Origin of the sequence: Mesorhizobium tianshanense, from assembly GCF_007830515.1 — a bacterium.
Classification (GTDB): domain Bacteria; phylum Pseudomonadota; class Alphaproteobacteria; order Rhizobiales; family Rhizobiaceae; genus Mesorhizobium; species Mesorhizobium tianshanense.
Map to the genome: position 1 here is coordinate 21291 of NZ_VLKT01000062.1, position 15428 is coordinate 36718.

At 62.3% G+C, this 15428-nt stretch carries 16 protein-coding genes; 11 read left to right on the forward strand and 5 right to left on the reverse strand.

Annotation, left to right across the window (positions count from 1 at the left end):
- Positions 1–59 precede the first annotated feature (59 nt).
- Entirely contained in the window at positions 60–497 is a 438-nt protein-coding gene (locus IQ26_RS32645) for a hypothetical protein (RefSeq protein ID WP_145722492.1), read from the reverse strand.
- Positions 498–746: 249 nt separating this feature from the next.
- Here IQ26_RS32645 and IQ26_RS32650 point away from each other — a divergent pair, with 249 nt between their 5' ends.
- Complete coding sequence (locus IQ26_RS32650; RefSeq protein WP_145722493.1) at positions 747–1442, forward strand: cation diffusion facilitator family transporter; 696 nt, start codon at positions 747–749, stop codon at positions 1440–1442.
- A gap of 53 nt (positions 1443–1495) precedes the next feature.
- Here the strand turns inward: IQ26_RS32650 and IQ26_RS32655 are convergent, their stop codons facing one another.
- Entirely contained in the window at positions 1496–2209 is a 714-nt protein-coding gene (locus IQ26_RS32655) for a response regulator (protein WP_145722494.1), read from the reverse strand.
- A complete protein-coding gene (locus tag IQ26_RS32660; protein WP_162458138.1) occupies positions 2206–4365 on the reverse strand; it encodes a hybrid sensor histidine kinase/response regulator in 2160 nt (719 codons plus the stop codon). The genes IQ26_RS32655 and IQ26_RS32660 overlap by 4 nt, the downstream gene beginning before the upstream one ends.
- A 277-nt stretch (positions 4366–4642) precedes the next feature.
- Between IQ26_RS32660 and IQ26_RS32665 the strand changes: the two genes are divergently transcribed.
- Positions 4643–5344, forward strand: a complete 702-nt coding sequence (locus IQ26_RS32665) for a response regulator (protein WP_145722496.1) — start codon at positions 4643–4645, stop codon at positions 5342–5344.
- 8 nt (positions 5345–5352) lie between these two features.
- Here the strand turns inward: IQ26_RS32665 and IQ26_RS32670 are convergent, their stop codons facing one another.
- Positions 5353–6522, reverse strand: a complete 1170-nt coding sequence (locus IQ26_RS32670) for a helix-turn-helix transcriptional regulator (RefSeq protein WP_145722497.1) — start codon at positions 6520–6522, stop codon at positions 5353–5355.
- A 377-nt stretch (positions 6523–6899) separates the two neighbouring features.
- Here IQ26_RS32670 and IQ26_RS32675 point away from each other — a divergent pair, with 377 nt between their 5' ends.
- The 3 genes from IQ26_RS32675 (at position 6900) to IQ26_RS32685 (ending at position 9280) form a co-directional block, all read left to right on the forward strand.
- Entirely contained in the window at positions 6900–7226 is a 327-nt protein-coding gene (locus IQ26_RS32675) for a hypothetical protein (protein WP_240547344.1), read from the forward strand.
- Positions 7223–7720, forward strand: a complete 498-nt coding sequence (locus IQ26_RS32680) for a cytochrome c family protein (RefSeq protein WP_240547345.1) — start codon at positions 7223–7225, stop codon at positions 7718–7720. Before IQ26_RS32675 ends, IQ26_RS32680 begins: the two co-directional genes overlap by 4 nt.
- A gap of 135 nt (positions 7721–7855) precedes the next feature.
- On the forward strand, positions 7856–9280 hold the full coding sequence (locus IQ26_RS32685) for a coiled-coil domain-containing protein (RefSeq protein ID WP_145722498.1): 1425 nt from the start codon (positions 7856–7858) through the stop codon (positions 9278–9280).
- 98 nt (positions 9281–9378) lie between these two features.
- On the opposite strand, the gene IQ26_RS32690 is transcribed toward IQ26_RS32685, so the two are convergent.
- Positions 9379–10518, reverse strand: coding sequence for a CapA family protein (locus IQ26_RS32690; protein ID WP_145722499.1), 1140 nt, complete (start codon positions 10516–10518; stop codon positions 9379–9381).
- 154 nt (positions 10519–10672) lie between these two features.
- Here IQ26_RS32690 and IQ26_RS32695 point away from each other — a divergent pair, with 154 nt between their 5' ends.
- From IQ26_RS32695 to IQ26_RS32715, 6 genes are all read left to right on the forward strand, one after another.
- Positions 10673–11803 carry a TRAP transporter substrate-binding protein gene (locus tag IQ26_RS32695; RefSeq protein WP_145722500.1) on the forward strand — a complete coding sequence of 377 codons (1131 nt, stop codon included), beginning with the start codon at positions 10673–10675 and terminating at the stop codon, positions 11801–11803.
- 69 nt (positions 11804–11872) lie between these two features.
- Positions 11873–12520: a TRAP transporter small permease subunit gene (locus IQ26_RS32700; RefSeq protein ID WP_145722501.1), complete on the forward strand. Its 648-nt coding sequence runs from the start codon at positions 11873–11875 to the stop codon at positions 12518–12520.
- Positions 12517–13938: a TRAP transporter large permease gene (locus IQ26_RS32705; protein ID WP_145722502.1), complete on the forward strand. Its 1422-nt coding sequence runs from the start codon at positions 12517–12519 to the stop codon at positions 13936–13938. Before IQ26_RS32700 ends, IQ26_RS32705 begins: the two co-directional genes overlap by 4 nt.
- A 21-nt stretch (positions 13939–13959) precedes the next feature.
- Complete coding sequence (locus IQ26_RS39845) at positions 13960–14127, forward strand: hypothetical protein (protein WP_167522720.1); 168 nt, start codon at positions 13960–13962, stop codon at positions 14125–14127.
- A gap of 48 nt (positions 14128–14175) precedes the next feature.
- Complete coding sequence (locus IQ26_RS32710) at positions 14176–15075, forward strand: HNH endonuclease (protein ID WP_145722503.1); 900 nt, start codon at positions 14176–14178, stop codon at positions 15073–15075.
- 132 nt (positions 15076–15207) lie between these two features.
- Positions 15208–15428 (forward strand): transposase (locus tag IQ26_RS32715; protein ID WP_162458139.1); only part of this gene is annotated, 221 nt, incomplete at its 3' end.

Sequence of the window (15428 nt, forward strand, 5' to 3'; positions counted from 1 at the left end):
GCAGCCGCTTCGTTTGACAGAGATCGGACGGCACAAGGCCGTCCGCCCATAATTGATACCTAGCGCCTCGGCGAAGGGGTCGGCCGGTCACGGTTGCTCCCATCGCCGCCGCCAACGCTGTGGCCAGACGGAAGGCCGTTGCTTCTCTTGCCGGCGGTCGAGGATTGGACATTCCCCTTCTGAACAGCCGGCAAGCCGCGGACGTTCGGGTCAACGATCGAGCGGAAGTTCGGATCGATGACGGAGCGGATGTTCGGGTCGATGATGGATTTGCCGGCCGGAGCGAGGCTTTTCGCCAGAACGATGCCGTCGGCATGCACGCCGTTGAGCGCTAGGACGCCGAGGCCGTTGCTGGTCAGTGAATTGCTTGTCAGCGAATTGTTCTCCAGGCCGTTCAGCGATTTGCCGTTCGCGCCGATCGGACCCGCCGCGCTAGCCGGAGCCGCGAGGCAGGCCATTGCGGAGGCAGCAGCCAGGTAAGTCTTGAAGCGATCCATCTTGATTTCCTTTTTCGTTTTTCAGCGGAGCCGTCCCGTCGGGTTCGCTCCATGGCGCGGCTTTTCGCTCTCGACTGTTTCGGACGAATGCCGAAATCCGTCCGAATTGTTTCATTTGTTGCGATCCCTCGGGCGCTGCGTCCGGTGCACCGGCGCGACGACACAAAGGAAACCTTAAGCCGGCAAATCGGCAAATCCGCGCAACACCCCTGCGCCATTGGTGACGCCAGAACGAGGAGATTTCTGGCGATGCAAGCTTTGCGAAAAACCGATGGCCGACCGACCGGCGAGGCGACGGCGGCCCGGACTGCACGGCTGGCGGTGCTGGCGGGCACCCCGGGCTTGCTGCTGACCGCATATGCAGTGGCGACATCCACGTCGCTGACCATCCGTGCCGATCTCGCCCTGACGCTGATGGACATGCTGGTGCTGGTCTCAGTCATGGTTGTGGCTGGCGGCAGCAAGAAACTGGGCATGAACAGGCGGCGAGCAGCCCTGGCCGAGACGCTAGTCAATGCGCTAGCCGCCGTCGGCATGTGCTTTTCCATGGCAGTCGTCGCCGGCATCGCCATCCAGCGGATCGCCGTCGGCGGCGTCGAACCTCACGGTCCCGGCATTGTTCTCGCCATGAGCCTGAACGGGGCCTACGCAGCGATCAATTTCTGGATCCTGCGCCGATGGAAGGCCCGCAACTTGGCTGCCGCTTCCGCGCTGGCCCGCGCGCAAATCTGCCTGTTCTCGGACAAGCTCTCATCGAACCTGCTCATCGCCGCATCGCTCGCAACAGCCTTGATTTGGGAAGGCACGATGATCGCCCGCTTCATCGATCCGTTTGCCGGGCTGCTGATCGCAACGATGACCGCACGCTGGACCATCCCGGTCGTGCGGGACACTGTGCGAAGCCTGCGAAGGGAATTTCGCAGGGCGCGCAAGCCAGCCGCGTAAGGCGAAGCTGTGAATGGCCTCGATCCGTCCTGGCTGGAGGCCTCAGCCTCATTCTAGCGGCGCCGTGCCTCCTCGTGAGCAGGCTCGTAGACATAGCCCTCGCCGCGAACCGTCACCAGAACCGCCGGCGTGTCGGGTTCGGTTTCGAACTTCTTGCGCAGTCGCGTGATGCGGATGTCGATGCTGCGGTCGCCCGGCTCGATATCCCTGTTGTGGGCGAGCCTGCACAGCTGGTCGCGCGACAATATCTGCCGGGGATGACGTGCGAACACGCACAGCAGGTCGAATTCCATCGACGTCAGCTGCACGTCGGCGCCGTCCGGGTCGACCATCGTGCGGCCATCCATATCGAGGATACAGCCGCCGAAGCGGATGCGGTTTCCCGGCGTTCGCTCTTCCTCGCCCAGACGCCGGATGACGCTTCTGACACGCGCCAGAAGTTCGCGTGGCTCGAACGGCTTCGCCATATAGTCGTCGGCGCCGGCGGCCAGACCTTCGAGCCGATGCGGCAGGTCTCCGACGGCAGTCAGCATCAGTATGCCGGCGCGGCTGCGTTTGGCTATTTCGCGGGCGAGATCGTAGCCGCTTTCGCCAACGAGATTGACGTCGAGAATGACGAGGTCGGGGCCAAAGCGGTCGAGTTCGGTGCGCATTCCCGCTCCATCCGCAACGGAGCGGACATCGAAGCCGTGCGCCAGCAGGTAGTCCGACAGCATCTCGCGCAACGGCGCCTCGTCGTCGACGATAAGCAATTTCTGTTTTGTCACGCGTCGGCCTCCATTGCGCTGGTCTCCATCGCCCTGAGGCGTTCCATCACCAGCCTGCGAAAAGTTTGTGGATCGAGCGGTTTCTCGATCACCGGCGCGCCCGTCTCGCCGATGAAGCGATCGATCTCGGGCGCCAGCGTGTCACCGGTCACGAACAGCAACCGGCTGACGAGCCCGGGGCGGAACTGCTCCAGCGCGCGATAGAGGCCGGGGCCGTCGAGGCCGGGCATGCGTATGTCGCTGATCAAAAGGTCGATTCCATCCTGGCGCACAGCCTTGAGGGCGGCATTCGCATCGTCGGCGATGGTGACGTCGTGGCCATCGCGGCGGAGCATCTCGGCGATCATCGAGGCAATGTCGGCATCGTCGTCGACCACCAGAATTCGGGCGGCCGATGGGGCAGGCGGCGCCTTGCCGGCAATCTCGGGAGCAAGAATCATCTCGGTCGTGCCGCTCGGAAGCCGGACCGTGAAGCGCGCGCCGCCGCCCTCCGTCGAATCCAGCTCTATGCTGCCGTCGTGGGCCGTCACGATGCCCTGGCAGACGGACAGCCCGACGCCGGTGCCTTCGCCGGCCATTTTGGTCGTGTAAAAAGGCTCAAAAGCACGCGCGCGAACCGTCTCCGGCATGCCGGGGCCATTGTCGGCGACAACAACCTCGACGGCATCGTCTTCCCCGGTGGTAACGATGGTCAGCCGCCGCGGGTGCGGGACCTGCAGCAACGCCTGCTGTGCATTCACCACCAGGTTGGTGATCACCTGATGAAGCTGGTCCCTGTCGCCCCAGATATTGGGAAGCGGCTCCGCCAGTTCGGTGCGGATCTCGACCCCAGCCGAGCGCAGGCCGTAGGCGGCAAGCTCCAGCGAGGCGACCACGACCTCATTGATGTCGACGGCGCTCCGTGTCGGCGGCTTCTTGCGGGCCATCGCCAGAAAGGTTCGGACGATCCGCGAGCATCGCTCGGCCGCCGCGTGGATCTTGTCTGCGCGTCCCACGGTCGCCTTGTCCGTCGAGAATTCCTTCAGCATAGAACTGTAGCCGATGACGACGGAAAGCGGGTTGTTGAGCTCGTGCGCCACGCCGGCTAGCAGCGAACCGAGAGCGGAGAGCTTTTCCGACTGGTACAGCGTCTCGCGCTGGCGTGCGATCTCCGCTTCGGCTTCGCGCTGACGGGTGATGTCGGTGACGGCCGCAAGCATGGCCGAACGACCGGCTTGCGTGATCAGCCGCGCCGAAACCAGCGTATCGATTCTCGACCCTTGCATGTTGGTCATGCCGGCTTCGAATGCGTCGACGATGCCATCTCTCAGCAAAAGCCGCAGGAGCTCGTCTCGCCGCGAGATATCTTCCCAGGTCGCTATCGCTTCGGCTCCGATCTGGCCGACCTCGACGCCGAGCGTCTTGCGCGCCGGTTCGTTGACGAACAGGATTTCAGGCCCCTCGATCGCCGAGATGATGATCGGCAGCGGTACGCCTTCGGCGATGGCGCGGAATTGCGCCTCCCTTTCTCCCGAAAGTTTCTCGGCTTCAAACCGCGCCTGTTCGGCGAACACGCGGTCGGAGATGTCGCGGCCGACGGACTGCACTTCGACAAGGCGACCGTCGCTGTCGAATATGCCGTGATCGTTCCAGGCCAGCCATCTGCTCACGCCATCGGGCATCGCATTGAGAAGTTCTATGCTGGCATTCGGCGCCTCTGGGCTCAGGCGGGCAAGGTGGTCCAAAAACCTGCGCCGTTCGCCGGGCGGCAGCACGTCGAGTTCGCACCATGACGGGTCCAGAAGCTGTTCGCGGGTCATTCGGCATGCCCGGCAATAGGCATCATTGACGAAGCTCAAATAGCCACCCGGCGACATTCGGACGACGAATTCCGTCTGCAGTTCGACCACGCTGCGGTAGCGTTGCTCGCTGTCGGCCAGTTCGCGCAGAGCCGTGCGGTTTTCGGCGAAGATGCCGACGATCTCCCTCAAAAGCACTCTGTGCAAAGCGTATACCGAGACAAGCAACCCGGTCAGAATGAGCGCGTAAGGAAAAAACGACTGCTGCAGGGCGTAAGACTGGTAGAGGCCAACGCCGGCGACAAGCACGAGAAGCGGCAAAACGCAGGCCGCCATCAACAACGCGTAATGCCCGGACAGCTTCGAGGAGGTCGGCACGGCGAGGTCTCCACAGACGGATGCGCCGTCACGACGGTTGCTGTTCCCGTGCGGGCCAGTGGACTGAACGGCCCACGGCCTGTCAAGCCAGCCATCTGCCGACGTCGTTGGACACATAACCGCAAGGATGTTTCACGATGATGCCGCCAGCCGTTTTTCCCGGCTTCTATTGTTTCAATTGTGTCGTATCGCCCGAAATCGGCAGCATATGGGGCCGATTGACCCGGGGTGAATGCGCCCTGTACGCTTAGACGGTCGCTCGCCGCGGGGAAAATGCATGGCCGACATCATTGTCGTGGACGACGAGACCGACGTGGCGTTCATGATCGCCGATTATCTGCAGGCGAAGGGCTACGGCATACGCACGGCATCCGGTGGCGCCGAATTGCGCGAGGCGATCGCGGCGGCTGGGGCCGATCTTGTCGTTCTCGACCTCAACATGCCGGGCGAGAATGGCTTTAGCCTGGCCCGCTGGCTTCGCGAACATCACGACACCGGTATCCTGATGCTGACGGGTGCCGGTTCGGTCTTCGACAAGGTAGCGGGGCTGGAGGTCGGCGCGGACGACTATCTGGCAAAACCCTTTGCTCCGGTCGAGCTGGAAGCGCGGATCGCCGCGGTGTTGCGCAGGCGCAGGCCGAAGCGATCGAACGATGCCGACGCTTTGCCGGCCGGGCATTTCGCCTTCGGAACCTATGTGTTCGACGCCCGCGCGAGAAACCTCATCGATGCCGAAGGCAGGGCTATTCCGCTGACGCCGATGGAACTCGATCTGGTGGCGGCCTTCGCCACGCGGCCTGGCCAGGTCATTGGCCGCGACGAATTGCTCGATCTGGCACCACCCAGGGGCGATGAGCCCTTCGACCGCAGCATCGACAGCCGCATCACCCGGCTGCGCCGCCGGCTCGAGAAGGATCCGGCCAAGCCGGAACTGATCAAGACCATCCGCGGCCTTGGATACCTGTATCCAAGGCGGTGAATGAGGGCTCAGGGAGCAGGCTGCCCTGTGGGCGGAACGATCCGCATGACAAGGCGCATCAGATCGGCCTGGCGGGAGACGCTGGTCTTCTGGAAGATATTGTCGAGATGGGTCTTCGTGGTCGTGTTGGCGATGTGAAGGCTGGCAGCGGTCTCGGCCATTGTGTGCCCGGCGAGAAGGCTGGCGAGCACGCGGGTTTCGGCGAGCGTCAGCCCAAAGGCTGTCGCCAGCATGTCGGCGGCGTCATGCTCGTCCGGTGCATTGCCGATGAACACAGCGGCTACCGCCGCGGGTTCCATGCCGGCGCGCAGGTCGCCGCCTGCCATTGGCAGCACGCGGGCGAAGACGGGCGGCAAGTCGGGTTCGGGAAGCAAGTCGGATTCGCTGAGGCGGACGGCAAGCCCGGTCTTGCCGATGCTTGCCTCATCCTGGGCCGCAATCATGATGGCGGTGTGAAGCTCCTTGGAAGCCGACGGGATATTCGCTTGCAGAATGCCATGGGCATCGTGGATCGGCCCGCCGCTGCGCAGCATCTGGGTGGCCGAGCGGTTGGCGTGCAGGATGGCGCCGCGTTCATTGGTGAGGACCACGGCGCATGTCAGCGCATCGAGCGCCTCGGCCATCCGCGTGCGCTCGATCGTGCTGATGTCGAGCATGTTGCTGATCATCACCGAGCGGCGCACATGCGGCAGCAGCAGCCCGCCAAGCTTGATCTCGCGCTCGGTGATGATGCCTTGCCGCTCATGGCGGGCAACGGCGAAGCCGGCAAGGCGGGTAGGGGTGTGGATCAGGAAAAACGACATGACGTCGATCAAGCCCTGCGGCTTCAGGCACTCCTGAAAATATCGGGAGGCCTCCAGATAGCTTTGAGGGACATGGCGTGAAACCACATGCGGCATTTCGAGCGAAGGCCATGTCGAGAGATCCTCGACTAGGCGAGCGTGAATCTCGGGGATATATTTCGCCTGTTGCTCCAGCCAGTATGGCTCTATTCCAACGGTCCTGTAGATCAGCAGCCGGTCGTGGCTGAGGTCGTCAAGGTGCAGGACCGCCGTCTGGGCGTTGAGCGCATCCCTGATCCCGGCAAGCGCGTCCTCCCACCGCTCGGGATCGAGCGCGCAATCGTAGATCGAGCCGATCAGCTTCGACAGTTCATGATGCGACAATGCCTTGGCCATCGACGGCCCCCCGCATGTCGACAGCGCGTCCGACGCGGACGCCGCGCGCTCTCACAGGTGCTCTCGCCTCTCCAAATTTTAGCGAGCGCTTAAATTCGATTATCTCCCCCAAACAGGGGATGTGCAAGCAGCCGGGCGGTGAAATGCTCTCGCCTAGAAGAGAAAAGTGTGACGACCGGTGGGGTTCGCGCTGTTCCCGGCTCGCAAGCCTTCGCCATCGTGATGCAGCCGGGGGGCCTATCATGAATTTTCCTGTGTGCGCGCCGGCTGTCACGGCGCGCGACCGCCTATTGGTGAAACCAAAAACCGGGCTCGACCCGGACAATTTGAGAGGGCGCAGCATCATGTACAGGTACATTGCTCTTGCGACACTTTGCATGGCCGCAATCCCCGCGCATGCCGGCGAGCTTGGAGCCATGAAGGCGGAAAGCATCGATCTCGGCGGCTTCCTTGGTGTCGTCTATTACATGCCCGAGGAGGACGGCTATCGGGTGGTCACCACAATCGCGCAGGGCGAGGCCGGCTTGCCGGTACGTTTCGTGGCGACACTGACCGAGAACCAGATGGTCGCGGTCTCCGTGCCAGGCAAGCTGGGAGAGTCGGATCAGATCATCGAGATATCGCGTGTCGGCGGCAAGCTCGTCGTCAGCCCGCAGCCATTGGACGGGATCGTGGTCGCTTCTCCGACGCTCGCCGCTGAGTGACGACCGCCATCCCAAGGTCGAGTGATCCAAGGTCGGATGATCCGGGGGCATGCGCGTCGCGGCGGCGCTGCCTGCAGCGTGGGCCACGGACGCTTCCGTGGCTCGTCCCGTCTGTCATCGTCCTTACCGTTGCCGCTTGCTTTGGCGCGTCTTCGCAGGATGACCTGGCCACGGGCAGGTTCTACGAGGTTGTCGGCGGCAAGGTCGATGAGCGAACCTACAACGGCTTCCGTCGCTACCATGGCAGCTGCAACCACTGCCACGGCCCCGATGGCATGGGCTCGACCTTCGCCTCGGCCCTTGTCGACCGGCTGCCCGACATCGAGGTCTTCCGCAGCAACGTTCGCGACGGCGTGCGCAGCGGCCCTTCGGTCATGCAGGGCTTCGCCGACGACCCCAACATCGCTCCTTACATCGACGACATCTACGCCTACCTGCAGGCCCGCGCCGACGGCGCGCTTGGCCGTGGACGGCCGCAGAGGCTTGAGGATTAGAGCCGCGGGCTGATCGACCCGTCGGAGACCGGCATCGTCGACGTGGGCGCTTGCCCTATGGAAGCAGCCGACGTAAAAGGATAAGTTAGCACTTTCTTAACTAAGAATTGGGAGCCAGTGCAGGGGTGTTCGGTCATGAACTTCAAGGATCTGATCAAGCGTGCCGAGAATGTGGACAGGGAATTCAAGGAGCTCGAAACCGACTTGGCGGTTGCATTCGATGAGTGCCTCAGCCTCGACGACCAGTCGCCGCCGGCGAACGGCGGTGCCTCTGATGAGGTTTTGGCGGGAAACTATGATAGCGCGCAGCCTGAGGACAGCGCGGACTCTGCCGAGGCCGCACCACGGCTGACTTCGCATACGCAAACCCGGCTGGCCGCATTGAGCGCTGTCGACGGGCTCTTTCACGATGCGCAGGGCTATCTGGAAGAGATCGATGCAAAGCGCTCGCAGATCGCGATCTCGCACAATCTGGTACGCGAATTCTTGAATATCCTTCACCGCGACATGCTTCGAGCCAACGAACTGGAACTGGCAAATGCCAGCCTGACCGCGCAACAAAAAGTGCTGTCGGAACAGCTTCACGATACGACCAGAAAGCAGCGCGAGCGCGAAGGCGCCGTCGAGGTCTTGCAGCAGCGCGAGGCAAGCCTGGTTCAGGACAGGGAGGCGCTTCGCAGTGCGCTGGCGGCGGTAAGGCTGGAACTCGTGGAGGCAGCCAATGCAAGCGCAAAACGCGAAGCGGAGTTCGGCGACATCGTCAAGACGCTTGCGGCCAAGATGGCCGAGGCCAGCAGACGCTCGCTTGAGAACAAGATGCTGCGCGAAAAATATGTCAGCCTGTCGATCGATCTCGACAAGGCGCTGAAACGGGAAGCCGAGGCGCGGCATAGGCTCGACGAATTGTCGACGATTCATGCCAGCGAAGCGGGTCGGCTTTCGGAGCTGCTGGCCGCACTGGGCAAGAGCGAAAACGAGGAAACGCGGCTCCGGAAATCGCTTGAGGTTGTGCAAACGAAGCTGGCGGAAGTGAACGAAACGGCTCGTATCGTGGAAGGTGATAGGGAAGCCGAACTCGCCCGAAATCACGCCGAGATAAGCGGCCTGCGTTCCGAAATTCAGGACCTCCAATCGCGACTGGAGCTTGCCTCGAACCAGAACAGCGACGCCGCCAGCGAGCTCTCCAGGCTCAAGGCGCAATGGAGCGACGCCGTGGCCGAAAGGCAAATTGCGGATGAAAAATTGTCTGCTCTCATGAAGGAGAGCGAAAGCGACAAGATGAACCTTTCGATGGTGAACGCGAATTTTTCGCAGCTTTCCTTGCAGCAGGCTTCCGAACAGATGCAGTTCGACGTCCAGAGGCAGGAGTGCGAGGATCTGCGAGCCGAAGTCGCGTCGCTCAATGCCCGGATCCAGGAACTGTTGCCCTATGAGCGCCTTCATAGGGTCACCAACGCCAAGCCGCGCGAAGGCGTCGTGGTCGAAATCAACGGCGTGGTGGCGGAGGCGGCGCGCGCCACCAGGCGGCGCGGGCGTCGGAACCTGCGCGCCACGTCATAGCAGAGCGACCTGCCCTGGCCGGCGGCGCCGGGGTGGTTGAGAAGCCTGACGCGGTCGACCAGGCCGTGGCTCGGCAATCGACGGGCAGCCTGCCAGCCTCACCAAAGAACGGTGAGGCGGTCGTCCCTCCTGTGCGCCACATGGGTGCCGAAGGGCGAGCTCTTGCGCTCGAGCGTCGCCGCCAGCCAGGCGGCATCTTCGGACGAGGCACGGTTTAGCCGGAACTTGGCGAGCCGGAACGGCACGAGCTCGAGCGAGACGAGCCTGCCATCCGGGATGGCGAGCCGCGGCAGGTACATCAGGGCAAGCTCGCCGCGATAGGTTTCGTACCCCCTGATTCCCTCGTAGTCGGAGAGGAAGTCGCCGCATCCATAAAGGATCAGCCGACCGTTATGGACTTCGATCGGCTTGGGATGGTGGGAGGAGTGCCCATGCACGACGTCGAAACCCGCGCCATCGATGAGGGCATGGGCAAGCGCGCGTTCTTTCGCGGAGACGTCGTAGCCCCAGTTGCCGCCCCAGTGGATCGAGGCCACCGCGAGGTCGCCAGGCTGTTTCATCGCCGCCACGGATCGGGCGATCCGCTCGAGCGACCGGGCCGAGACATCCGCCAGCAGGTTGACCCCTGGCTTGTGGGCTCCGGCTGCCCAAGAAGCCGGAACGCCGCTCGTCTCGAGCGCGAAGCCGAAGACGAGCACGCGGCCGCCGCCGGCCAGTTCGATAATGGCGGGTGCGGCCGCCTCATCCGCGTCGAGCCCGGCCCCGGCATGGGCGAGGCCGGCATGCCGGAGCGTATCGAGGGTTTCGACGAGGCCAGGCTCATCCCAGTCGAGCACATGGTTGTTGGCGAGCACGCAGCAGCTTGGCCGCGCCGCCGCCAGGCAGGCGATGTTGGCCGGGTTCATCTTGTAATTGATGCCCTTGGGCGCCTGGGACCGGCTGGTGGTAATGCTGGTCTCGAGATTGATGATCCGCGCGTCGGGCGCTTCACGGTCCAACTCGGCGAGCGCATCGCCCCAGACATACGCATCGTCGGCCTTTCTCGGGATCGGGCCATTGATGCGCTCGGCAAGCTCGACATAGATCGTCGCCAATTTGACGTTGCGCTCGTAGAGGCGCGGTTCGCCCGGATTGGCGAGGATCTGGTCGATGCCGCGCCCGAGCATGACGTCGCCGCACAGGAACAGTTTTACGCTGCTTCGGACGAGCCCGGCGGCATTGTTGGCGACCTTCGGCATCGGTTCTCCTCCTCGCCAACCTCCAGCGAGGCTGAGGGTTTCCAGCCCCAATTTGCGCTCGCCCGTATCGGCCGGCGGCGAAACCGGTTGCGCAAGGGCCAAGTTCGCCTATTCTGCTTGTAGGAGAAGAGTTTACAATCATGGGAGGAATAAAATGTCCGACAAGAAAATCTCGCGTCGCGGGTTCCTGGGAAAGTCCACCGCCGTCACCGCCGGTGCGGCTGCGGCAACGACGCTCGCGGCCCCGGCCGTGCTGGCGCAGTCGCCGGTCACCATCAAGATGCAGACCTCCTGGCCTGCTTCGGACATCTGGATGGATTTCGCGCGGCAATACATAGAGCGCGTCGAAAGGATGTCGGGCGGCCGGCTGAAGTTCGAGCTCCTGCCCGCGGGTGCGGTCGTCGGCGCGTTCCAGGTGCTGGATGGCGTCAATGACGGCGTCATCGACGCCGCGCATACGGTCCCCGTCTACTGGTACGGCAAGCACAAGGCCGCGTCGCTTTTCGGAACCGGCCCTGTGTTTGGCGGCAGCGCCACCACCATGCTTGCCTGGTTCCACAAGGGCGGCGGCAAGGATTTCTACCGCGAGCTGACGCAGGACATCATGGGCCTCAACGTCGTCGGCTTCTATGGCTTCCCGATGCCGGCGCAGCCGTTCGGCTGGTTCAAGAAACCTGTCACGACCACCGCGGAACTGCAGGGATTCAAGTATCGGACGGTGGGTCTTGCCGCCGATCTCATGCAGAACCTTGGCCTCAGCGTGGCGCAGCTGCCCGGCGGTGAAATCGTGCCGGCCATGGAGCGCGGGGTTATCGACGCCTTCGAATTCAACAATCCGTCATCCGACCTTCGCTTCGGTTCGCAGGACGTCGCCAAGAACTACATCTTGTCGTCCTATCATCAGGCGAGCGAGTCGTTCGAATTCCTGTTCAACAAGGACGTGTTCGACGACCTCGACGACGATTTGAAGGCCATTCTCGAATATGGCGTGGAGGCGGCCAGCACCGCGAACACCGCGTTCGCCCTCGACAACTATTCAGCCGACCTGCAGAAGCTGCAGACCGAGCACGGCGTTACCGTGCACCGCACCTCCAAGGAGATTCTCGACGCGGAACTCCAGGCTTGGGACAAGATCATCCCGACGCTGGAGGCGGATGAGTTCATGAAACGGGTGCTCGATAGCCAGCGCCAATGGGTCGAACGCGTCGTCTACTACGAGCTCATGAATTCAGCCGACCTGGCACTGGCCTACGAACATTATTTCCCAGGCAAGCTGAAGCTCTGATTCGCACCTCCGCTTCGGCAAATCCGGCGGTCTTCCGGCCGCCGGATTGTATCTGACGGAACCCAGCACATGCTCCGTTACATTGCATTCGCCGATGAACTTTCGGCATGGTTTGGAAAGGTGTTCGCCTGGAGCGTCGTCATCATGACGCTCGGCGTGAGCTATGAAGTTGTCGTGCGATACCTGTTCAGCGCGCCGACCGCGTGGGCATTCGACCTCAGCTACATGCTCTACGGCACCATGTTCATGATGGCCGGCGCCTACACCCTGTCGCGAGACGGGCATGTGCGCGGCGATTTCGTCTACCGTCTGTGGCGGCCGCGCACGCAAGCGGCGGTCGAACTTGTCCTCTACTTCATCTTCTTCTTTCCAGGCGTGACGGCGCTGGTTCTGGCCGGATGGAAGGCTGCCGCGCGCAGCTTCCGCTATCTCGAGGTAAGCTCGAACAGTCCGGCCGGGATTCCGATCTTCCAGTTCAAGGCTGTCATCGTGGCGGCAGGCATCCTGCTCTTCGTGCAGGGGATTGCCCAGGTGTTCCGCTGCGTCGTCTGTCTGCGAACCGGAACATGGCCGCGCGCGGCTGAAGACGTGGAAGAGACCGAGAAGGTGCTGATGGAAGCCAAGACGCTCGATGTTCTGCATCACGGTTCGGAAGCAGTCGACCTCCCATTCCTCCACCCCGACGATAAACCCGACCGCGACGGAGAAGACAGATGAGCGATCCTCAGGTCGCCGTCGCGATGCTGCTCATCCTGCTTCTGGCGATCTTCCTTGGCTTCCCGGTTGCGTTCACCTTGATGGCGCTCGGGGTCGCCTTTGGCTACTACGCCTATTTCGATCCGGGGCGGATGTGGCGCGTCTACGAACGGGCGGTTGAGGATGGTGCCGACGCCTGGACGCTTACGGAGCATTGGATCGGCGGCTTCTTCAACAACCGCATTTTCGATCTGTTCGTCAATCAGACCTATTCAGTGATCTCGAACGACGTGCTGACCGCTATCCCGCTGTTCCTGTTCATGGGCTACATCGTCGAGCGATCCAATATCATCGAGCGCCTTTTCGGCACCCTCTTTATCGCCACCCGGCGCGTTCCCGGCTCCATGGCGGTCGCCGCCCTCATCACCTGCACCCTTTTCGCAACGGCCACCGGCATTGTCGGCGCGGTCGTGACACTCATGGGCCTGCTGGCGTTTCCCGCCATGCTGAAGGCGCGCTACGACGTCAGATATGCCTCGGGAGTGATCTGCGCGGGCGGAACCCTCGGCATCCTCATTCCGCCGTCCATTCTGCTCATCGTCTATGGCGCGACGGCGGGTGTGTCGGTGGTCCGCATGTATGCGGCGGCGCTGCTTCCAGGACTGCTGCTTGCCGGCCTCTATCTGACCTATGTGGTGGCCAAGGCGGTGCTGCAGCCGCAGGTGGCGCCGAAGCCGACCCGGGACGAGGTAGGGCACTATTCGGCCCTGCAGATCAGCTGGATGCTGCTGACGTCCTTCGTCCCTCTGGCGGGCCTGATCCTCGCGGTGCTCGGCGCTATTCTCTTCGGCCTCGCCACGCCTTCGGAGGCTGCCGCCATCGGCGCGCTCGGCGGCGTCGTGCTGGCCGCCGCCTACCGAGCCCTGACGTGGCAACGCCTGAAGGAGTCCGTCTATTTGACGGCGCGCACGACCGCGATGGTGTGCTGGCTGTTCGTCGGCTCCGCGACCTTCGCCTCGGTCTTTGCCTATCTGGGAGGCCAGCAGCTGATCAGCGATTTCGTCACCGGCCTCGACATGTCGCCGCTGATGTTCCTGATCGTCGCCCAGCTCATCATCTTCATCCTGGGCTGGCCGTTGGAATGGACGGAGATCATCGTGATCTTCATTCCGATCTTCCTGCCGCTGCTGGCGCATTTCGAGATCGATCCGCTGTTTTTCGGCGTGCTCGTCGCGGTCAATCTTCAGACGGCCTTTCTGTCGCCGCCCATGGCGATGTCGGCCTACTACCTCAAGGGCATTTCGCCGCCGCATGTTCAGCTTTCGGATATTTTCCGCGGAATGATGCCCTATATGCTGATCGTCATCCTGTGCATGGTCATCATCTACATCTTCCCGCAGATCGTGTACGGGCTGCCCAACCTGATCTACGGGGGCTGAGATGCCGCTGGAGGACAATAGATGACCTTGAGTCGCTTCCTGGCCGTCCTGGCGTTTGTTGTCTTCCTGGCGTTTTTCGGCGTCGTGGTCCGGTTCGTCCCGCATCCCGATCTAGTGGTTGCGATCGGCATCGGCGTCCTCCTTGCGGGCTACGATCTTTGGAGCCAACTGTGGTCTCGCGCGAGGTAATCGCCAGATGGGGGCAGGTATCCCCAAAGAACGCATTGCAGGAAGATCATGGGATTCGGGGTCTTCATTCACCGCTCAGATTCGATCTACAACGATCGCCCCGCAGAGCAATACCAGTTTCCTCGCCCGTATCTGCGCCGCGTCGAAGCATGCGTCGGCGGCTGGATCATTTACTACGAGCCTAGCAAGGTAAACGATACCCGTGGCTATTACGCCGTAGCCAAAGTCCAACAGATCATTCCCGATCCTGTGACGCCTGATATGTACCTCGCTCTGATTGAGCCTGGAACTTATCTCGATTTCGTCAATCCTGTTCCATTCAACGGACCTGATGGCGTCGTTGAACGAGGCTTGCTCAACGACCAAGGACGGATTTCCGGTCGCGCCCAATCGGCCGTCCGGCCGATCAGTCCAAGCGACTTCAACCGCATTATCGATTTGGGCCTGGAGACGAATGAGTTGTTGCTATCGCGCGTTGATGAGACCGGCACATCTCCTGGCTTTCAGGATGAGCAGGTGCCATTCGAATTCGAGCAGAGCCGTGATCGCGTAAACTACATCGGATCGCGAATTGTACGGGACCGCATTTTCCGTCGCATCGTCTTGCGCGCCTATGATGAGCGGTGCACGATCACGGGGCTGAAGTTGATAAATGGCGGCGGCCGGGCCGAGGTTTCTGCCGCCCACATTCGACCAGTCGAAGCGAACGGACCGGATGTCATCAACAACGGGATCGCACTGTCCGGCACCGCGCATTGGATGTTCGATCGCGGATTGATCAGCCTATCCGATGATCTGGAAATCCTTATCTCGCGACAGGTCAACGATCTAGACAGCGTACAGGCGTTCATAAACAAGACCGGCCGCGCGCTTCCGCCGAACCGACAGTTTGAACGCCCGCATCCTCGCTTCTTGAAATGGCACCGCGACCACTGCTTCAAGCAGTGAAGCACCGCCGGCGTGGGAGCGTGTTGGTAGGTGGGTGGAACGGCCGCCTCTGACCGATTGTGTTGAAAAAGTCCGGGTTGCAGCAGCCCTGAAGCACTGATTCAATCTTCGTCGTAAGAGGAGATTGAGTCGATGATGGGCGAGCAAAGTGTGATGCAGGAGGAGCTGTTTTACGGCTTCAGCCTGGAGCGGCATGTGCCGGCGGATCACCTGCTCAGAGCGATCGACCGCTTCGTCGACCTTTCCGCCATCCGCCAGCATCTGGCGCCCTTCTACAGCCCGATCGGCCGTCCCTCGATCGACCCTGAGCTGCTGATCCGCATGCTGATCGTCGGCTATTGCTTCGGCATCCG

Bases quoted from the DNA above. Each gene is read 5' to 3' on its own strand.
- IQ26_RS32645 (WP_145722492.1), bottom strand. From the start codon at position 497: ATGGATCGCTTCAAGACTTACCTGGCTGCTGCCTCCGCAATGGCCTGC.
- IQ26_RS32650 (WP_145722493.1), top strand. From the start codon at position 747: ATGCAAGCTTTGCGAAAAACCGATGGCCGACCGACCGGCGAGGCGACG.
- IQ26_RS32665 (WP_145722496.1), top strand. From the start codon at position 4,643: ATGGCCGACATCATTGTCGTGGACGACGAGACCGACGTGGCGTTCATG.
- IQ26_RS32670 (WP_145722497.1), bottom strand. From the start codon at position 6,522: ATGGCCAAGGCATTGTCGCATCATGAACTGTCGAAGCTGATCGGCTCG.
- IQ26_RS32675 (WP_240547344.1), top strand. From the start codon at position 6,900: ATGGCCGCAATCCCCGCGCATGCCGGCGAGCTTGGAGCCATGAAGGCG.
- IQ26_RS32685 (WP_145722498.1), top strand. From the start codon at position 7,856: ATGAACTTCAAGGATCTGATCAAGCGTGCCGAGAATGTGGACAGGGAA.
- IQ26_RS32690 (WP_145722499.1), bottom strand. From the start codon at position 10,518: ATGCCGAAGGTCGCCAACAATGCCGCCGGGCTCGTCCGAAGCAGCGTA.
- IQ26_RS32695 (WP_145722500.1), top strand. From the start codon at position 10,673: ATGTCCGACAAGAAAATCTCGCGTCGCGGGTTCCTGGGAAAGTCCACC.
- IQ26_RS32700 (WP_145722501.1), top strand. From the start codon at position 11,873: ATGCTCCGTTACATTGCATTCGCCGATGAACTTTCGGCATGGTTTGGA.
- IQ26_RS32705 (WP_145722502.1), top strand. From the start codon at position 12,517: ATGAGCGATCCTCAGGTCGCCGTCGCGATGCTGCTCATCCTGCTTCTG.
- IQ26_RS39845 (WP_167522720.1), top strand. From the start codon at position 13,960: ATGACCTTGAGTCGCTTCCTGGCCGTCCTGGCGTTTGTTGTCTTCCTG.
- IQ26_RS32710 (WP_145722503.1), top strand. From the start codon at position 14,176: ATGGGATTCGGGGTCTTCATTCACCGCTCAGATTCGATCTACAACGAT.